At 72.2% G+C, this 14,922-nt stretch carries 16 protein-coding genes and 1 pseudogene; 5 read left to right on the top strand and 12 right to left on the bottom strand.

Translation table 11 applies throughout. The features are described 5' to 3' along the window. Positions 1 to 367: 367 nt before the first annotated feature. The 5 genes from HCK04_RS12140 to HCK04_RS12120 form a co-directional block, all read right to left on the bottom strand. Positions 368 to 853, bottom strand: a complete 486-nt coding sequence (locus HCK04_RS12140; protein WP_142647258.1) for a hypothetical protein — start codon at positions 851 to 853, stop codon at positions 368 to 370. Beyond that, positions 850 to 1,386: a sigma-70 family RNA polymerase sigma factor gene (locus HCK04_RS12135; protein ID WP_142647257.1), complete on the bottom strand. Its 537-nt coding sequence runs from the start codon at positions 1,384 to 1,386 to the stop codon at positions 850 to 852. Before HCK04_RS12135 ends, HCK04_RS12140 begins: the two co-directional genes overlap by 4 nt. Before the next feature lie 161 nt (positions 1,387 to 1,547). Then, positions 1,548 to 1,997 (bottom strand): DoxX family protein, encoded by a 450-nt coding sequence (locus tag HCK04_RS12130; RefSeq protein ID WP_142647256.1) that lies wholly within the window; start codon positions 1,995 to 1,997, stop codon positions 1,548 to 1,550. A 556-nt stretch (positions 1,998 to 2,553) separates the two neighbouring features. Then, entirely contained in the window at positions 2,554 to 3,450 is an 897-nt protein-coding gene (locus HCK04_RS12125) for a LysR family transcriptional regulator (protein ID WP_168065859.1), read from the bottom strand. 17 nt (positions 3,451 to 3,467) lie between these two features. Beyond that, a complete protein-coding gene (locus HCK04_RS12120; protein ID WP_142647255.1) occupies positions 3,468 to 3,905 on the bottom strand; it encodes a nuclear transport factor 2 family protein in 438 nt (145 codons plus the stop codon). A gap of 167 nt (positions 3,906 to 4,072) precedes the next feature. Here HCK04_RS12120 and HCK04_RS12115 point away from each other — a divergent pair, with 167 nt between their 5' ends. Next, a complete protein-coding gene (locus HCK04_RS12115; protein WP_168065857.1) occupies positions 4,073 to 4,234 on the top strand; it encodes a hypothetical protein in 162 nt (53 codons plus the stop codon). A gap of 52 nt (positions 4,235 to 4,286) precedes the next feature. Here the strand turns inward: HCK04_RS12115 and HCK04_RS12110 are convergent, their stop codons facing one another. The 5 genes from HCK04_RS12110 to HCK04_RS43535 form a co-directional block, all read right to left on the bottom strand. Further along, positions 4,287 to 5,474 (bottom strand): Rrf2 family transcriptional regulator, encoded by a 1,188-nt coding sequence (locus HCK04_RS12110; protein WP_142647254.1) that lies wholly within the window; start codon positions 5,472 to 5,474, stop codon positions 4,287 to 4,289. Positions 5,475 to 5,498: 24 nt separating this feature from the next. After that, positions 5,499 to 6,620 (bottom strand): LLM class flavin-dependent oxidoreductase, encoded by a 1,122-nt coding sequence (locus HCK04_RS12105; RefSeq protein ID WP_142647253.1) that lies wholly within the window; start codon positions 6,618 to 6,620, stop codon positions 5,499 to 5,501. A 12-nt stretch (positions 6,621 to 6,632) separates the two neighbouring features. Next, entirely contained in the window at positions 6,633 to 7,262 is a 630-nt protein-coding gene (locus HCK04_RS41015; protein ID WP_205830121.1) for an ABC transporter ATP-binding protein, read from the bottom strand. Next, on the bottom strand, positions 7,259 to 7,930 hold the full coding sequence (locus tag HCK04_RS12095) for a class II aldolase/adducin family protein (RefSeq protein WP_142647252.1): 672 nt from the start codon (positions 7,928 to 7,930) through the stop codon (positions 7,259 to 7,261). The genes HCK04_RS41015 and HCK04_RS12095 overlap by 4 nt, the downstream gene beginning before the upstream one ends. Positions 7,931 to 8,122: 192 nt before the next feature. Then, positions 8,123 to 8,248, bottom strand: coding sequence for a hypothetical protein (locus HCK04_RS43535; RefSeq protein WP_260617214.1), 126 nt, complete (start codon positions 8,246 to 8,248; stop codon positions 8,123 to 8,125). A gap of 169 nt (positions 8,249 to 8,417) precedes the next feature. Here HCK04_RS43535 and HCK04_RS12090 point away from each other — a divergent pair. Then, positions 8,418 to 8,621, top strand: a pseudogene (locus tag HCK04_RS12090) (S-adenosylmethionine--2-demethylmenaquinone methyltransferase); the annotation flags it as partial. Between the two features lie 231 nt (positions 8,622 to 8,852). On the opposite strand, the gene HCK04_RS12085 reads toward HCK04_RS12090, so the two are convergent. Then, positions 8,853 to 11,486, bottom strand: coding sequence for an HNH endonuclease signature motif containing protein (locus HCK04_RS12085; protein ID WP_142647251.1), 2,634 nt, complete (start codon positions 11,484 to 11,486; stop codon positions 8,853 to 8,855). A 646-nt stretch (positions 11,487 to 12,132) separates the two neighbouring features. Then, on the bottom strand, positions 12,133 to 12,954 hold the full coding sequence (locus tag HCK04_RS12080; protein WP_142647250.1) for an SAM-dependent methyltransferase: 822 nt from the start codon (positions 12,952 to 12,954) through the stop codon (positions 12,133 to 12,135). Between the two features lie 116 nt (positions 12,955 to 13,070). Here HCK04_RS12080 and HCK04_RS12075 point away from each other — a divergent pair, with 116 nt between their 5' ends. From HCK04_RS12075 to HCK04_RS12065, 3 genes are all read left to right on the top strand, one after another. After that, complete coding sequence (locus tag HCK04_RS12075; protein ID WP_142647249.1) at positions 13,071 to 13,976, top strand: MerR family transcriptional regulator; 906 nt, start codon at positions 13,071 to 13,073, stop codon at positions 13,974 to 13,976. A 258-nt stretch (positions 13,977 to 14,234) separates the two neighbouring features. Then, positions 14,235 to 14,387, top strand: coding sequence for a hypothetical protein (locus tag HCK04_RS12070; RefSeq protein WP_168065855.1), 153 nt, complete (start codon positions 14,235 to 14,237; stop codon positions 14,385 to 14,387). A gap of 171 nt (positions 14,388 to 14,558) precedes the next feature. Then, complete coding sequence (locus HCK04_RS12065; RefSeq protein WP_168065853.1) at positions 14,559 to 14,900, top strand: MmcQ/YjbR family DNA-binding protein; 342 nt, start codon at positions 14,559 to 14,561, stop codon at positions 14,898 to 14,900. Positions 14,901 to 14,922 lie beyond the last annotated feature (22 nt).

Here is a 14,922-nt window from a genome sequence, read left to right as displayed (position 1 = left end):
GCCGCCCCGGAGACGGGCGGGACGATCTCGGGAGAGCTCCCGCCCGGATGGTGCGTACGCGAAGTGGCGCGATCCAAGCACGCTCCGGTCACGGAGTGATATGTCCAGTTCAGGAGGGTCGCGGCAGGTCGCGGCGCTGAAAATTTCAGGCCCCGCGCCGCTTTTCGGCTCCGCCTCGCTCTCACCCGCCTCGCTCTCACCCGCCTCGCTTTCATTCGCGCTGTGCGTTCACAGCAGCAGCATGAGCACCCCCACGAGGAGGATCGCGGCGGCGACCAGGGTCACCACGAGCAACGCGGTGCTGCCGAACCGGCGGCGGATCAGTTTCGGGTCGTGTGCCATGGAGAGCGCCTTTCGCCTCGTCGGGTCAGTCTTCCGACGTGTGTGTCCGGAGTTCGCGGGCACGGTGCAGCAGCGCCGCCCGGCGGGCATGGGCGCGTACGGCCAGCACCAGAGCGGTCGCCACGAACAGGCCCCCGACCGACAGCACGGAGGCCAGGCCGGTGCCGCGCCGCACCGCCAGCGCGGCGAGTGCGGCGGTGGTGACCAGTGAGGCGGCCAGGGCGATCCACGCGGCGATCACCCGGTCGGTGGCGAACAGCGGCACCCGGCGCGTGAGCAGCCATCCGCCGTAGACCGCCCAGGCCAGGCATACGACGGTGAGAAGGGCGAACATCGCCTGCGTACGGCCGGGCAGCGGGCCGGGTTCGCCGCCCCACAGGACGGCCATGAAGACCGTGCCGGACAGCCCGGTCAGCAGCGCCGTCACCGCGCGGATGCGCCTGGCGGGGGACAACGCGGGTTCGAGTCGCTCGATCAGCTCCCGGGCCGACAGCCGCGGCTCCTCGGTCATGGCCGGTATCCCTTCTCCTCCAGGTGCGCGCGCAACAGGCGACGGGCGCGATTGAGCCGCGACTTGACCGTCCCGGCGGGGATCTCGCAGATCTGCGCGCAGTCCTCCACCGAGAGGTCCTGCAGGTAGAACAGGACGAGGATCTCCCGCTCCGGCATGGGCAGGCCCGACAGCAGGCTCACCAGCTCGGCGCGGTCCACCGCGGCGTCCACGGGGTCGTCGACGATCACGTCGCCGGCCGCCAGGGCCTCGTGCGCGTGCTCGTGTTCCCTGGCGTACTGGCCGCGCAGGCGGTCGGTGACCGACCGGCGCGCGATGGTGAACAGCCAGGGCGCGAACCGGGCGGGTTCCCGCAACCGGGGCAGGCCGCGGATCACGGCCAGCCAGATCTCCTGGGTCACGTCGTCGGCCCGCTCGGCGTCGAGCATGCGCCGCACGTAGGTCCACACGGGCATCCGCCAGCGGGCCACCAGCTCGGCCAGGGCCGCGCGCTCGCCCAGTTGGGCGCGCACCACCAGCAGCTCGTCGGTCATCTCGTCCTCCCGTCTTACTGCACAGTCGGACGAGAGGCCAGGCAGGTTCACGCCGTCGCGGCCGGACGCCTGCGTGACATCCGGCCGCGAGTGATCACGCACGCGGGTCGTGCCGGGACCCGGCGCGTCGAGTTCGCCCTACGGGCGGTGGCGCGAAGCGGCTACGCCTGGGCCTGCGCCGGTGCGGGGGCGTACGTCTCGGTCTCCTGGTGCCGCATCCGGTGGATCAGCGTGTCCAGCGCCCAGGCGCCGGGTCCGAAGATCACGATGAGGAAGAACGACCAGCAGAACATCGCCGCCGCCTCGCCGCCGTTCAGGATCGGGAACAGGCCCTGCGGCGCGTGGACGACGAAATACGCGTACGCCATCGAGCCGGAGCACAGCAGCGCGCTGACGCGGGTGAGCAGCCCGACGATGACGAGCGTCCCGAAGACCAGCTGGATCGCCGCCGCCCACCAGCCCGGCCACGTGCCGAACGCCAGGGCCTGACCGGTGCCGCGGTTGCCGCCCAGCACACCGAAGATCGTCGCCACGCCGTGGCAGACGAACAGCAGTCCCATCACGATGCGGAAAAGCGAGAGGACTGGTCCCCTGAACTGGTCCGTTTTCATCTGATCACCTTCTTGTCGTGTCGGCCGTACGGGCCGCGCCGCATGCGCGCGGACGTGATCCGGCCGGCCGACGGGAACGCGCCGGAAAACCGGGACCCGGCGAAAGGGAAAGGGGAAACTCCGGCCGCCGCCTATTCGCAGTCATGGCGAAGTAAATAGGCCGGTATTTCCTGCGTTCCGTGGCTCACATTGTCGGCGGATTGGACGTCCGGCAGCGCGAAGCCGCGCGGTTGTGCGAGCAAAGGACCCAGAACCGCTGGTAAAAAGGCCGAGATAAGCAGCGTCGTCGCTGACGGCTTCGGCGGTTCGCCCGTGGGCCACGTGGCCGCGCCACGCTTATTCAACGGCGAATACGCGCTGGCGGCGCAGTCCCAAGAATGCTGACCGGGATCTGACAAGTCAAGAGTTCAAGTAATCCTCTGTCAGGAAACGGCGACAGCATGTGGTCGAATCCGCGACGCCACCCCGGTCACCTGCCGGTTCTCCGGGCACGCGGACGGTCCGGCTGCGAGAGGCGGCATGAAACTTTCTCGCATCCGCCGGGAACCCGTCGGCGCTACCTCGTCCAGAGACACTCCTGCGCCGTGCGCACGAGTGCCATCAACCCGGCCGACAGCCGTTCGCCCCGCCACGCGAGCGCGTACGTCAGGCGCAGGTCGCCCGCGTCCAGAGGGACGAAGGCGACGTCGTCCCTGCGGACGGACGCCACGACCAGGGAGGGCGTGGGCAGCAGGCCGACGCCCGCCGCGACGAGGTCGAGCGCGGCGGCGAAGTCGTCGATCTCGTCGGCCACCACGTGCTGCCGGTGCGGTCCGATCCGGGCGGCGAGCCGCGCCCACATCCCGCCGGGCGGGCGTTCACGCGGCAGCAGGACGCGGTGGCGCGCGAGCCGTTCGGGCTGCAGGCGGGGCAGGCCGGCGAGCGGGTCCCCGGCCGGCACGGCCAGATGCCCGACGGGCACGTGGAAACGGGCGGCGGTGGTCAGCTCGCGCGGGAAGGGAGCGGCGATTATGGCCGCGGTCACCTCGCCGGCGGCGAGCGCGGCCAGGGCGGCGGCCCGGCCGGCCGGGCGCAGCTCCACCTCGGCCGGGGGATCATGGCGTGCCATCCGGCGGGCGATCCGCGCCGCGAGGCCGCCGGCCGGCGGGGGATAGGCCAGGCGGACGGCGGCGCCCTCCGGCGACGCGAGCCGCCTCGCCTCGGCCGAGAAGGCCGCAACCGACTCCAGCAGCGCCTCGGCGTACGGCAGCAGCGCCTTGCCGGCCGGTGACAGGCGGACCTCCCGGCTGGTCCGCTCGAACAGGCGGACCCCGAGCGCGCGTTCGAGACGGCCGACGGCCTGGCTCGCGGCGGGCTGGGAGACGCCCAGCTCGGCGGCGGCGCGGGAGAAGCTGAGATGCCGGGCGACGAGGGCGAAGCAGCCGATGTCGCGCAGCGGCGGGCCGGAGTCCACGCTCCAGTATGGGGAGATCAGGCGGTCTTGCGCAGACGCAGGTGGCAGCCCGTCTGACGGTAGAACGCCAGCTGGTCGTAGTAGATCCGCCCGCTGGCGAACAGGCCGTCGTCGTCGAGCGTGTAGGCGGCCGCCGCCTGGAGGATCACGCGGCGGCCGGTGCCCATGACCTCCGCGCCGCCCGGCAGTTGCAGCACCCCGGTGTGGGTGCCACTGAACGTCCACTCTGTGATGATGGTGTCGCCGAGGGCGGCCCGCGAGGTGGTCTCGTTGTGCGTGTCGGGGAACGCCGTGAAGAGCTGCTGGTAGTACCAGCCGATCTGCTCGTGCCCCTCCAGCACCCCCGCGGGCGTGACGAACACGGCCCCCGGGCTGTAGCAGCGAAGCACTCGCTCCTCGTCCTGGGAGCTGATCGCGTCGATGAGCGCGTCGAGCAGCGCGCTGATCTCGGTCATACGCCTCCCATTCCCGTCCTGGAACTCCTACCCGCGGGAACGGGTGGCGACGCAGGCCCACAGCGCACCGGGGCGGGGGCCGTACGCTGCCCTGACGCAACGGTTGCTCGGGGAAACACGGCCATCGGCACCATCAGGCCGTCCACCTGCGGGTGGACCTGGCCGCGGTGTACCTGTCCACAGGCCACCATCTGGAGGCCGCCGAGGAGGCGCTGCCGGGCCTGGACGACGACGCCGCGGACGGCTTCACCACCCTCGACGAGATCGACGCCGCCGAAGAGGCCGCCCGTCTGCACGCCGACATCAGGTCGGCGCTCGAAGGGAACTGAAGCGGCGGCACGAGCCCCGGACCGCGCCGGTCCGAGGCTCTGCCCCGTGCGCCTAGGGGGCGCCCTTGATGTGTCGGAGGAGGTCGTCCGGCAGGTCGCCGTCCAGCAGGTGGCGGAGGGTGACCTGCTCCAGCATCGATTCGAGGCTCCGCTGGAGGGCGACCCAGACGTCCCGCAGCGGTCGGGCGTCGCCGGTGTAGGCGAGGTCGCCGGGGGCGCCGCCCTGGACGGCCGCCAGCGGGCCCTCCACCGCCCGCATCACGTCGGCGACCGAGATCGACTCGGCGGGGCGCGCCAGCCAGTAGCCGCCCTCGCATCCGCGCTGGCTGTGGACGAGCCCTGCCTGGCGCAGCGAGCCGAGCAAGCCGTTGAGGAAGGTGAGCGGGATGTCCTGGGCCCTGGCGATCGTCTCGCACTTGGTCGGGGTGTCGCCCGTCCCCGCGAGGTGGATCGCGGCGCGGACGGCGTAGTCGGAACGGGCGGAGATATTCATGACGCTCGGACGCCACGCGCCCGACGCGGCGCGCTGGGGGCGCTGGGCGGGGGTGCTTCGCCCGCCCAGCGATTCGAGGAACAGGACGATGCGGGCCGCGACGCTGCGGTGGTCCTTGTCGTTCAGCACGTCGTGCGCGCCGCCCGGGGTGACCACCAGGGTCGCGGACGGGTGCCGCCGGACGAGCGCCTTCACGGGGCGGACGGGCGCGATCATGTCGGCCTCGCCGTGCAGCACCAGGGTCGGCAGCCGCGGGAGCCGCCACGCGGGCGGCGGCGGGTCGAGCGGTTCGTCCAGGGCGCCCCAGCGGAACCCCGGGTCGCGGGACAGCAGGGCGGTGTGCACCCCGCACGCGGTCCGGGCGGTGAGCTCGGCGTCCTGGTCGAGGGGCGGGCGGTCCGGCGGGCCGAGCGGGAGGCCCGCCAGGATGAGCCCGGCGATCGCGGCCGGGCGGTGCTCGGCGAGCCGCGCCGCCGCGAGGGCGCCGCTGTCGGAGCCAGCGAGGACGCGCGGGGCCGTGTCGTCCGGCCCGAACAGGGCGCTGAGGTCGGGCGGCCCCGCGTCCAGGGCGGGGGCGACGACGGTGTAGCCGTCGCCGCTCAGGCGCTTGCCGAGCCGGTCGTACAGCCGGGGGTGCTCGCCGCGGCCGTGCAGGAGGACGACGGTGCCCCGAGAGGGGCCGCCCGGCGCCCACCGCGCCGTTTCCGGCGCGGTGGCGCGCGGGGAGTCGTCGATGGTTCGTGACATGGTGCTCCTTGCGGATCTGGGCGGTCAGGACGCGGCGTGGGCGGGGACGTCCCGCCGGGCGGCGCCCCCGACGCGCGGCAGGACGAGCTCGCCCACGCGGTACGCCTCCTCCAGTGCCGGGTAGCCGTTGAGGATCAGGGTGTCGAGCCCGGCGTCGGCGTACTCCTCGATGCGCTCGGCAACCTGCGCGTGGCTGCCGAGCAGCGCCGTCCCGCCGCCGCCGCGCACGAGCCCGATCCCGGCCCACACGTTCGGGTGGACGAGTAGGTCCTCGACGGCGCCGTGCCTGCCGCCATGCAGGCCACGGACGCGCGCCTGGCCCACCGAGTCCATGGCCTTGAGGGCCCGCTGTGTCGCGGCGACCGCCTCCGGGGTCATGGTGGCGAGGTGGCGGGCGGCCTCCGCGTAGGCCTCCCGTTCCGTCTCCCGCGTGATGACGTGCATGAACACGCCGAACCTGAGAGTCCGGCCATATGCGGCGGCGCGCTCGCGCATCTCGTCCACGCGCGTGCGGATCGCTGGCGGCGGCTCCCCGTACATGAGGTACACGTCGGCGTGGCGTGCCGCGACGTCCTTCGCGACGTCGGAGGAGCCCGCGAAGTAGATCGGCGGGCGGAGGCCGAAGTCGGCGGGCTTCTCGACGGCGTTGCGGAAGTACGGGCCCTCGTGGACGAACGGCTCGCCGCGCCACAGCAGGTCGAGGACGGTGAGGAAGTCGTCAGTCCGCCGGTAGCGGTCGTCATGGTCGAGGAAGTCGCCGTACGCGCGCTGGTCGGCGGGGCTGCCGCCAGTGGTGATGTTCAGCCGGACGCGCCCGCGGGTGGCGCGCTGCAGCGTCCCGGTCATCTGCGCGGTGATTGCCGGCAGGGTCAGGCCGGCGCGGAACGCGACGATGAACTCCAGCGTGCGCGTCTCCTGGGCGACGCTCGCGGTGGTGACGAAGGTGTCCTCGCTGCTGAATCCCGTCGGTAGGAGGACGCCGGAGAAGCCGGCCTGCTCGGCCGCGCGGCCGAGCTGGACGAGGTAGTACGGGTCGGACTCGCGGACGCGCGCGTAGAGCCCTTCCTCGGCGGTCCGCCCGGAGCGGTCGGTGCTGACGATGTTGCGACCGTCCCCGTAGGTCGGCAGGAACCAGTGGAATTCCATCGGTCGCTCCTTTCAGGCGCGGGTGTCGGCGTGGTCGGGCCTGCCGGTGACGGCGGCCAGCGTGGGCGCGTTGTCCGGTTCGGCGCCCGGCCGAGGCTCGGCGCCGGTCCCGCCGGATAGGTCAACGCCGAGGCTCAGCAGGAGGCGGTACCGCAGCGCGGCGAACTCGGGGTCGCGTGGGTCGCGTGGGCGGGGGAGGCCGACGCGGATCTCGTCGGCGATCCGGCCGCCGTCGACCAGCAGCACCCGGTCGGCCAGCAGCAACGCCTCCTCGACGTCATGCGTGACCATCAGTGTGGTGATCTCGTGGCGCCGCCACAGCCCGGCGACCTGGCGCTGCATCTTCAGGCGCGTCAGGGCGTCCAGCGCGGCGAACGGCTCATCGAGCAGCAGCAGGTCGGGCGTGCGGACGAGGGCGCGGGCGAGCGCCACGAGCTGCGCGAACTGGACGAGTTGCTGGACCTTCAGCCCGAGCGGGCTGCGGGTGATGACCTCTCGGCGCAGCTCCTCCAGGAGGCCGGGGGCGGTGAAGCGGCCGTGCTCGGCGCTGAACGTCCACCGGTCCCGGACGGCGTCGGGGACGTGGCCGAACAACGTCAGATAGGTCTCCTCGTAGGCGCCGGTGTCGGGTCCAGTGGTCACCGGGAGCCGTCCTCGATCGCGATGGCGCCGCCGAGCGCCGTCGCGCCCAGCGTGACCTGCGCGGTCTCCTCTAGCGCGACCGCGAGCCTGCTCGCCCCGGCGGCGTCGGCGCCGGTCGCCAGCACGCCGTGGTTGGCCAGCAGGACGGCGCCGCTGCGCGGGTGCGCGGTGAACGTGTCGACGATGTTGGAGACAGCCCGGCCGCTGCCCCGGGCACCGTAGGGGGCGACGGGGACGTCCTCGGACTGCCCCGCGCGCAGCAGCGACTCGTACCGCGCCGGCAGCGCCCGTCCCGCGACGGCGTATGCGGTCGCGAACGGCGAGTGGGTGTGGATGACCGAGCCTGTGCCGGGCCGGGCCCGGTAGACCTCGGTGTGCATCCGGACGATCTCCTCATTCTCGGGGGCCAGCCACCCCGCGACGAGGTCTCCGTCCAGGGTGACCACGGCGAACTCCTCCGTCCCCAGGTCACGGAGCAGTCCGCGGGAGGTCAGCAGGATGTGGCCGGGGTCGCCCGGCAGGCGGACGCTCGCGTTCCCGTGCCCGCTCTTGGACATGACGTCGGAGGTGAAGAGGTTCCGCACCGCGCCGAGCAGTGCGTCCCGCGCCGCGGTGACGCCCGGGTCCGCGAGCGGGAGGGGATCGGTGGTCTGCAGTGCCTGTGACATCTGAAGCAATCTCCGGTGACTGTCAGCACGGACGTGGTGACGGATCGAGGGCAATGGACGGCAGCGGATCGACGATGATCGCAGCAGAAGACGGCCGTATCGGCGGTCAAGGGCGCTGTATTTCTATACTAAACCAGTAGAGAATATAGAGAGTCAAGGGTGCGGCGCCGCCCGCACCCGGGGCTCGGGGCATCAGAGGGCGTGATGCGGCGGGCGTCGTCGGACGGGACGAACGCGGCGGCGCAGCATCGGGTCGCGCACCGCCGCCAGCGCGGCGGCCAGGTCCTTGACGTCGCGCAGCGCGGCCACGCCCACCACGGACGCGGCCTCCTCGCATTCGGCGCGTCGCCGGCCGTACTCGCCGCCCGTCAGGGCTGCGAGGCGCGCGTGTCGACCACCAGGAGGCTCAGCCCGGCGGCGGTCGGGTCGAACGGCACCTGGGACGAGAGCCCGCCGCGGCAGTCGAGCATGAGCGCGTGCCTGGGCCGTGCACAGAGGGGGCCGGGTGCTGGTGGTCGAGGGCACGGTACGGGACACGGCCGCCCTAGCCGGTCTCGATCTCGGCATCAAGGCGCTCGGCGCCAACGCGCGCAGGAGCGCCAAGACCGGCCAGGGAGAGATCGACGTCCCCGTGAGCTTCGGCGACGTGACCTTCGTCCCGGGCGCGTGGCTCTACAGCGAGGACGGCATCGCTGGTCAGCGACCACCGCCTCGACGCCTGAGCTTCCCCGGGCGGCTATTCGCAACGCCACCCCGGACCTGCCTGTGCGTCGCCCCCTGTGCCTCCCGCGCCTGCAGTCCGACGCGACCTGTCTGCGCGGTGCCCGAGCCTGCCTGCGCGGTGCCTACCGTGCCTCCCGCCTCACTCCCGCAGCCGCCCGGGCCCTGTCCGCACGTCGGCCCACCTCTCCGTGCCCCCGCCTCACTCGCGCGGCCGCCTGCTCCCGATCCGGTGGTAGGTGAAGGCCCAGCGGTCGGTGCCTTCTTTGCGGCGAGTGTAGCGGTCGGGGTGCTGGTAGCGGTCGCGGTTGTGGAACTGGCAGGCCGGGCCGAGGAGCTTCAGGTCCGTCAGGCCGCCGGTGCTCCAGTTGTCGGCGTGGTCGATCTGGCACATGGTCGCCGGGAGGGGGCAGCCGTCGATCCAGCACGTGGCGTACCGGGCGAAGATGGCCCGGCGTTGGGCGGGGGTGGCCAGGCGGACCTTTCGGCCCAAGTCCAGCACCTGCCCGTCGGCGTTCATGACGATCCGCACCAACGTACTGGTGCGGGCGAGCCGGTGCACGCTGGAGACGGGCAGCACCTGCCCGGTCGCCAGCAACAACCCCGGCACCATCCCCAACGATGCCCCCAACGCTGGCCTCAGCGACGCCCCGGGCGGCATGCCTGCCGACGCTCCCGGAGCTGCACCCGGCGCCGCTCCTTGCGCCGCTTCTTGGGCCGTCCCCGGTGTCCCTCGCCCGGCTCCCGGTGCTGTTCCCGATGCCCTCCCGGGTGGTGTCTCCGGCTCCGGTCCCGGCCCGCCGGGCGCCGTTCCCGATGGCCCCGGTGCCCCCGGTGTCGGCGTCGCACGCGAGCAGCGCGCCTGGCCGTCGCACGGGCACGTGCCCTGGCCATGCCGGCAGTCCCCCGCAGGCCGAGGCCCGGCGTGGGTGTGGCGTGTGGAGGCGTCCTCAGGAGGAGGATCCGGCTGCGCCGCCTCCGAGGGTGCTATGTCGCAGTCGGCAGAGGCGGTGCTCGCGGTGTCGCGCGGCACGCACTCACCGGGCCGCCGCTCACCGGTCCCGCGCTTATCGATCCCGCAGCCGCGAGACTCCTCAACGGGAAGCCCGGCCGTGGCGTTGCCGGATCCAGGGGCAGGGGCAGGGGCAGGGGCAGGGGCGGTGGCGGGATTGGTGACAGGGTCGGCCTCGGCTTCGCGCACGTCACCGATGCCGGCGTCTGCGGTAGCGCAAGCGTCGTCGGCGGCTGCATCTTCATCGGCACCGGTGTCCGCAGCGCCGTCGGCAGCGGCATCGCTTCCTGCACCGGTATCCGCATCGGCAGCGTCAAGCTCGTCCAGGGCGTCGGAGTCGTCGGTGCCATCCGCAGTCTTGCTCAGGGTCTCGGCGCTTCCAGTGGCGTCGTGGGAGTAGTCGCTGGTGTCTTCGGCCTCGGCGGGCGCAGGGTCGCCGGTGTCATCGGTAATCTCCGCACCGGCATCTGCCCCGGCCTCGCTGTCAGCAGGGCCGTCGGCCTCGCCAGGAGCGGGGTCGCTCGCGTTGTCGGCGGCGGTGTCTTGGGTGGCCGGGTCGGCGGGGTATGGGTCGTCGGTGTTTTCGGGGTCTGCGGTGGTTTCGGGGTCGGTGGGGAGGGATTCGGCGCTGACCACGACGAGGAGCTCAGCGGCGATCTTCTGCTCCAGCAGGGCGATCAGCGCGTCGGCCTGGCGTACCGTCAGCGGGCGGTCATCCCCCTGTGCCCTCAGCTTGGCGTACGCCTGCAACAAGGCCATCAACCGGGCACCGGCCTCACGCGGCAGGTAGAACTCTCCTTCCACGCCGCCGCCCTTGCCCGGGCGGACCCGCAGGAACCGCCGCCCGTAATCGGCCCGCTCATCCCGCTCTTCCCCATCGGGGTCCAGCACCGCCCGCAGATGGCGGCCGGCCTTGGCGACCTCCGCCGCCCCCGCTTTGCCGGCCAGGTCCACCAGGATCGGCTCCGCCAGGGTGGCTTGCTCGTCGGTTAGTCCGGCCACAGCGGCGCAGATGGCTTCCACCACCCCCGCCGCCAGCTCACCCGTGGCGAACTTCTCCCGCACGACGGGGAGGCGGGGCAGTTCCGCGCCGAGGGTGAGCAGGCGGCCCGCACCGCCCACCGTCATCCCCCCACTGGTGCGCAACCAGCAGCGGGTGGAGGCATGGCCGTGCTGCCTGGCCTGACCTGCTCGGTGGACCCGGCCGACGCGGTCGGCCAGCGCGCTGGTGATCCGATCCCGGGCGAACAGCAGCTCCTCCGCCTCGGCCAGGCACACATCCACGTCATCGGGAAGCGGCGTCAGCGCCAGCTCTTGGGCCACCTCACGAACCGACCCCACCACCACCCACGACGACCGCACACGACCCCGACCGCGGCCACCCACACCGGAAGCACCCGCGTCAGCGGCATCACCACGGGCGCCATCCGCGCCAGAAGCATCCGCGCCAGAAGCATCCGCGTCAGCAGCGTCCGCGCCATCGGCAGCCCCACCATCGGCAGTCCCACGGGCGGCGTCCGCGCGAGCGCCGTCCGTGCCAGCGGCGTTCGCACCGATGGCAGCCCCACGCACGGCGTTCGCGTCGTCGCTGTCTGCGCTGTCGGTGTCGGTGCCTGGGACGTCCGTCCCTGGGGCGTCCGTGGTCTGGGTGCCGGGCGTGCCGGCGGGCTGCCGGGGCCCAAAGTTGATGATCGGGAAGGGCTCACGGGCGGACGAGCCGTCGGACGACCACAGCGGCGAATTGGCGATCAGACGGTCCCACCACTCGCCGTCATCATCGTTCGAACGGCGAAGGCGCTCAGGATCGATGTCGAACATATCCATCGCGCCTTCCTCACTTGATTCGAACTGATGTATGGATTCTCTCACACTCCGTGAATGAACAGCAACCGTCCGAAGCGAAGGGTTGGAGCCGCAGGTCAACCCGAAAACAGGGCGTGCCGGCCACCGAAGGGGCGGCCCAGAAAGGAAGCCAAGGAGCCGCTCAGAGAACGCGGAAAGCACTACCGCCAAGCGTCGAAGGCACTACCCAGCAAGCATCGAAAGCCCGGAAACCTGCGATGGCGCTACCAGAAAGTGGAACGCCGCCGCTCACAGAGTGGGGACGGCGCTGCCAGGAAGTGGTTCGGCGCTGCTCGGAAAGCGCCGAAGACCCAGAACGGCGAAGGCCCAGAACGGCGAAGGCCCAGAAAACGGTGACAGGGCTGCTCAGAAGGCGGCGACGGCGTGTTCGACCGCGCGCAGGGCGCGGTCGAGTTGAACGGCGCGGTCGGCGATCACGTCCGGTATGGGGCACCGGTGCGAACCCTGTCGATGCTGGTGAGGTACCAGCGCGAGAGGGCGCGCGCAGTGGACGGAGACGCAGTGGACGGAGACGCAGTGGACGGCGGCGCAGTGGACGGCGGCACGTTCGCCGGGGGAGGCGCAGCCCGTTGCGGGTGCTGGGCGGTGACGGTGGCGCCTCGGCGGGTCAGTCCTTGCGGGCCACCCCGCAGAGCGCGTCGACCTCGGGCGCCTCCCCGAACTGGCTGCGGTCTGGTCGCCACCGCGACACCGACACCACCCCCGGCTCCAGCAGGGTCAGGCCGTCGAAGAAGCGCGCGAACTGCTCGGGCGTACGCAGCCGGTAGGGGTCGCCGCCCTCGGCGCGGATGCGCTCCGCCTCGTCGGCCGCCTCGGGCAGGACGACCTTCGTGCCGTCCTCGAACACCAGGTGGCTGCCGGACGGCAGGGCGTCCATGAGCCGGCGCACGATCCCGTACGCCTCCTCGTCGTCGAGCACCTGGCCCATGATCCCCAGCAACATGAGGGCCACCGGCTCGCCGAAATCGAGCGTCTTCGACGCGGCGCTCAGGATCTCGTCCGGCCGGCGTACGTCGGCCTCGATGTAGTCGGTCGCGCCGGGCGGGCTGCTGATCAGCAGGGCGTTCGCGTGCACCAGCACGAGCGGGTCGTTGTCCACGTACACGACGCGGCACTCCGGGGCCACCCGCTGCGCCACCTGGTGGGTGTTGTCGGCGGTCGGCAGGCCGGTGCCGATGTCGAGGAACTGCCGGATGCCCACATCTCCGGCCAGGTGCCGTACGGCCCGGCCGAGGAAGCCCCGCGACTGGCGGGCGATGTCGACGATGCCGGGGTACGCCTGCCGGATCTGCTCGCCGAGCTCACGGTCGACGGTGAAGTGGTCCTTGCCGCCCAGGAAGTAGTTCCAGATGCGCGCCGAGTGCGGCACGCTGGTGTCGAGCTTGGGACGGTGCTCCTCGCCGGAGCCGTCCGCCGAGCCTTCGCTCATCCGGTCCTCCCGCCGTCACTGATCACTGCCCCACCTTAGAGATTTCCCGGCCTGCGGCATAGCGGTGCGAACCGCCCCTTGAGTCTCCAGCCGGTGGAGAGACCAGACTCGGCGTCATGGACGACGACGAGCTGTTCACCATCGGATGGCTCTCCCGCCGCACCGGGATGCCGGTGCGCACGATCCGATACTGGTCGGACGTCGGCGCACTGCCGCCTGTGGAGCGGAGCGAGGGAGGCTACCGGCTCTACGACGCCGGCGCCGTGGCCCGGCTCGAACTCATCAGGACCCTGCGGGATCTCGGGCTCGGCCTGGACGACGTACGGCGGGTGCTGGAGCGGAAGGTCACCCTGGCCGACGTCGCCGCCGTCCATGTGAACGCACTCGACGCGCAGATCCGCACCCTGCGGCTCCGGCGCGCGGTGCTCAGCACCGTCGCGAAGCGGCGGGCCGGAACAGAGGAGACGAAACTGTTGAACGAGCTGGCACGGCTGTCCGCCGAGGAGCGGCGGCGCATCATCGAGAACTTCGTGGACGAGGTCTTCGGCGGGCAGGACGCCGATCCGGAGCTCAGGAACCGGCTGGGGCACACCGAGATCGCCCTGCCCGACGACCCCACGCCGGAGCAGGTGGACGCCTGGGTGGAGCTCGCCGAGCTCGTGCGGGACCCGGGCTTCCGGCAGCGCATGCGCGACATGGTGGAGCACAACACGCGCAACCGCGCCGGGCAGGAGCCCGGGGCCTTCATGTGGTTCGCGAAGAAGGTCGCCTGGCAGGTGGGCGAGGCGCGGCAGAACGGGGTGAGCCCCGAATCACCCGAGGCCGTCGAGGTCGTCGACCGCCTGCTCGGCGACATGGACGCCGACGCCCGGGCGGCCGTCGCGCAGCGTCTTGAGGCCGGCCTGTTCGCCGAGGCCGACCGCTACCGGCACCTCATGGCCGTGATCAACGGCCGGGAGCCCAAGCCGTCCCACGCAGACGACTTCGCCTGGCTCCTCGCCGCCCTGCGCGCTCACCCGTAGCGCCGGTCATCAGTCATCAGTCACCGGCCATCGGTCATCGGGCGTCGGCGAGCGATGCGGGAGGGCCGATCCGGTCGAGCACGGCCTGCTGGAAGTGCGCGCAGCCGGTGATGTCGTCGTGGTCGCAGCCCAGCGCGCACTCGACCACCTCCAGGGCCGCCCGGGCCTGTTCGATGCGCCGCCCTGCTCGACGCGGGCTTCGAGGACGTCGCCGTCGAGGTCCGTACGGGTGTCTTCACGGACGGTTCGCTCCTGCCGATGGTCACCGGCGTGGCCGAGGGCGCGTACGCGGCGAGGGCGGTCACCCGGCGGCAGGCCGACGACTGGATCGCCGAGCAGACCGGCCGGGCGCGGCGGGGTCGGCTGTTCCTCGCTGTGCCCATGTTCCTGGCCGCTGCGCGGCGCCCATGAGCAGGCCCGTGAATGCTCGTCCCCGCCGGGGTTCCGGGCGGCACCCGCCCGGAACCCGTGCGGCGGGACCGGCCGGAATGTCGGTGGCCGGGGCTATGGTGCGTCCGTGACGATGTTCGATCTTTCATCGCCGAGAGCGGCGGGCGCCGTCCGCGCCGAGGACGGCGTCTGATGGTCACGGCCGACGACGTGCGGCGGGTCGCGCTGACACTGCCCCGCACCGAGGAAGCACTGGTGCGCGACTACGTGAAGTTCCGGGTCAGGGGCATCGTGTACGCCTCGATCTCCCCGGACGAGACCCTGATGGGCTTCGGGTTCCCCAAGGAGGAGCGGGCGGCGCTCGTGGCCTCCGAGCCGGAGAAGTTCCTCATGCCCGTTCCCTCGGACGAGCGCTACAACTGGGTCCGGGTCAGGATGGCGGCCATCGACGAGGCCGAGATGCGGGAGCTCGTCGTCGACGCCTGGCGCATGGTCGTGCCCAAACGCGTCGCCGCCGCCTACGACGCCACCTGACCCCGCCACCGGCCCGGCCCGG

Source organism: Microbispora sp. CL1-1 (assembly GCF_012034195.1).
Lineage (GTDB): Bacteria > Actinomycetota > Actinomycetes > Streptosporangiales > Streptosporangiaceae > Microbispora.
The sequence above is the reverse complement of the archived record's forward strand: the minus strand, read 5'-3'. Positions and strand labels throughout refer to the sequence as shown.

Bases quoted from the DNA above. Each gene is read 5' to 3' on its own strand.
- HCK04_RS12110 (WP_142647254.1), bottom strand. From the start codon at position 5,474: ATGTCACGAACCATCGACGACTCCCCGCGCGCCACCGCGCCGGAAACG.
- HCK04_RS12070 (WP_168065855.1), top strand. From the start codon at position 14,235: ATGGTCACCGGCGTGGCCGAGGGCGCGTACGCGGCGAGGGCGGTCACC.
- HCK04_RS12140 (WP_142647258.1), bottom strand. From the start codon at position 853: ATGACCGAGGAGCCGCGGCTGTCGGCCCGGGAGCTGATCGAGCGACTC.
- HCK04_RS12080 (WP_142647250.1), bottom strand. From the start codon at position 12,954: ATGAGCGAAGGCTCGGCGGACGGCTCCGGCGAGGAGCACCGTCCCAAG.
- HCK04_RS12120 (WP_142647255.1), bottom strand. From the start codon at position 3,905: ATGACCGAGATCAGCGCGCTGCTCGACGCGCTCATCGACGCGATCAGC.
- HCK04_RS12095 (WP_142647252.1), bottom strand. From the start codon at position 7,930: ATGTCACAGGCACTGCAGACCACCGATCCCCTCCCGCTCGCGGACCCG.
- HCK04_RS12075 (WP_142647249.1), top strand. From the start codon at position 13,071: ATGGACGACGACGAGCTGTTCACCATCGGATGGCTCTCCCGCCGCACC.
- HCK04_RS12065 (WP_168065853.1), top strand. From the start codon at position 14,559: ATGGTCACGGCCGACGACGTGCGGCGGGTCGCGCTGACACTGCCCCGC.
- HCK04_RS12135 (WP_142647257.1), bottom strand. From the start codon at position 1,386: ATGACCGACGAGCTGCTGGTGGTGCGCGCCCAACTGGGCGAGCGCGCG.
- HCK04_RS12130 (WP_142647256.1), bottom strand. From the start codon at position 1,997: ATGAAAACGGACCAGTTCAGGGGACCAGTCCTCTCGCTTTTCCGCATC.
- HCK04_RS12105 (WP_142647253.1), bottom strand. From the start codon at position 6,620: ATGGAATTCCACTGGTTCCTGCCGACCTACGGGGACGGTCGCAACATC.
- HCK04_RS12085 (WP_142647251.1), bottom strand. From the start codon at position 11,486: ATGGATATGTTCGACATCGATCCTGAGCGCCTTCGCCGTTCGAACGAT.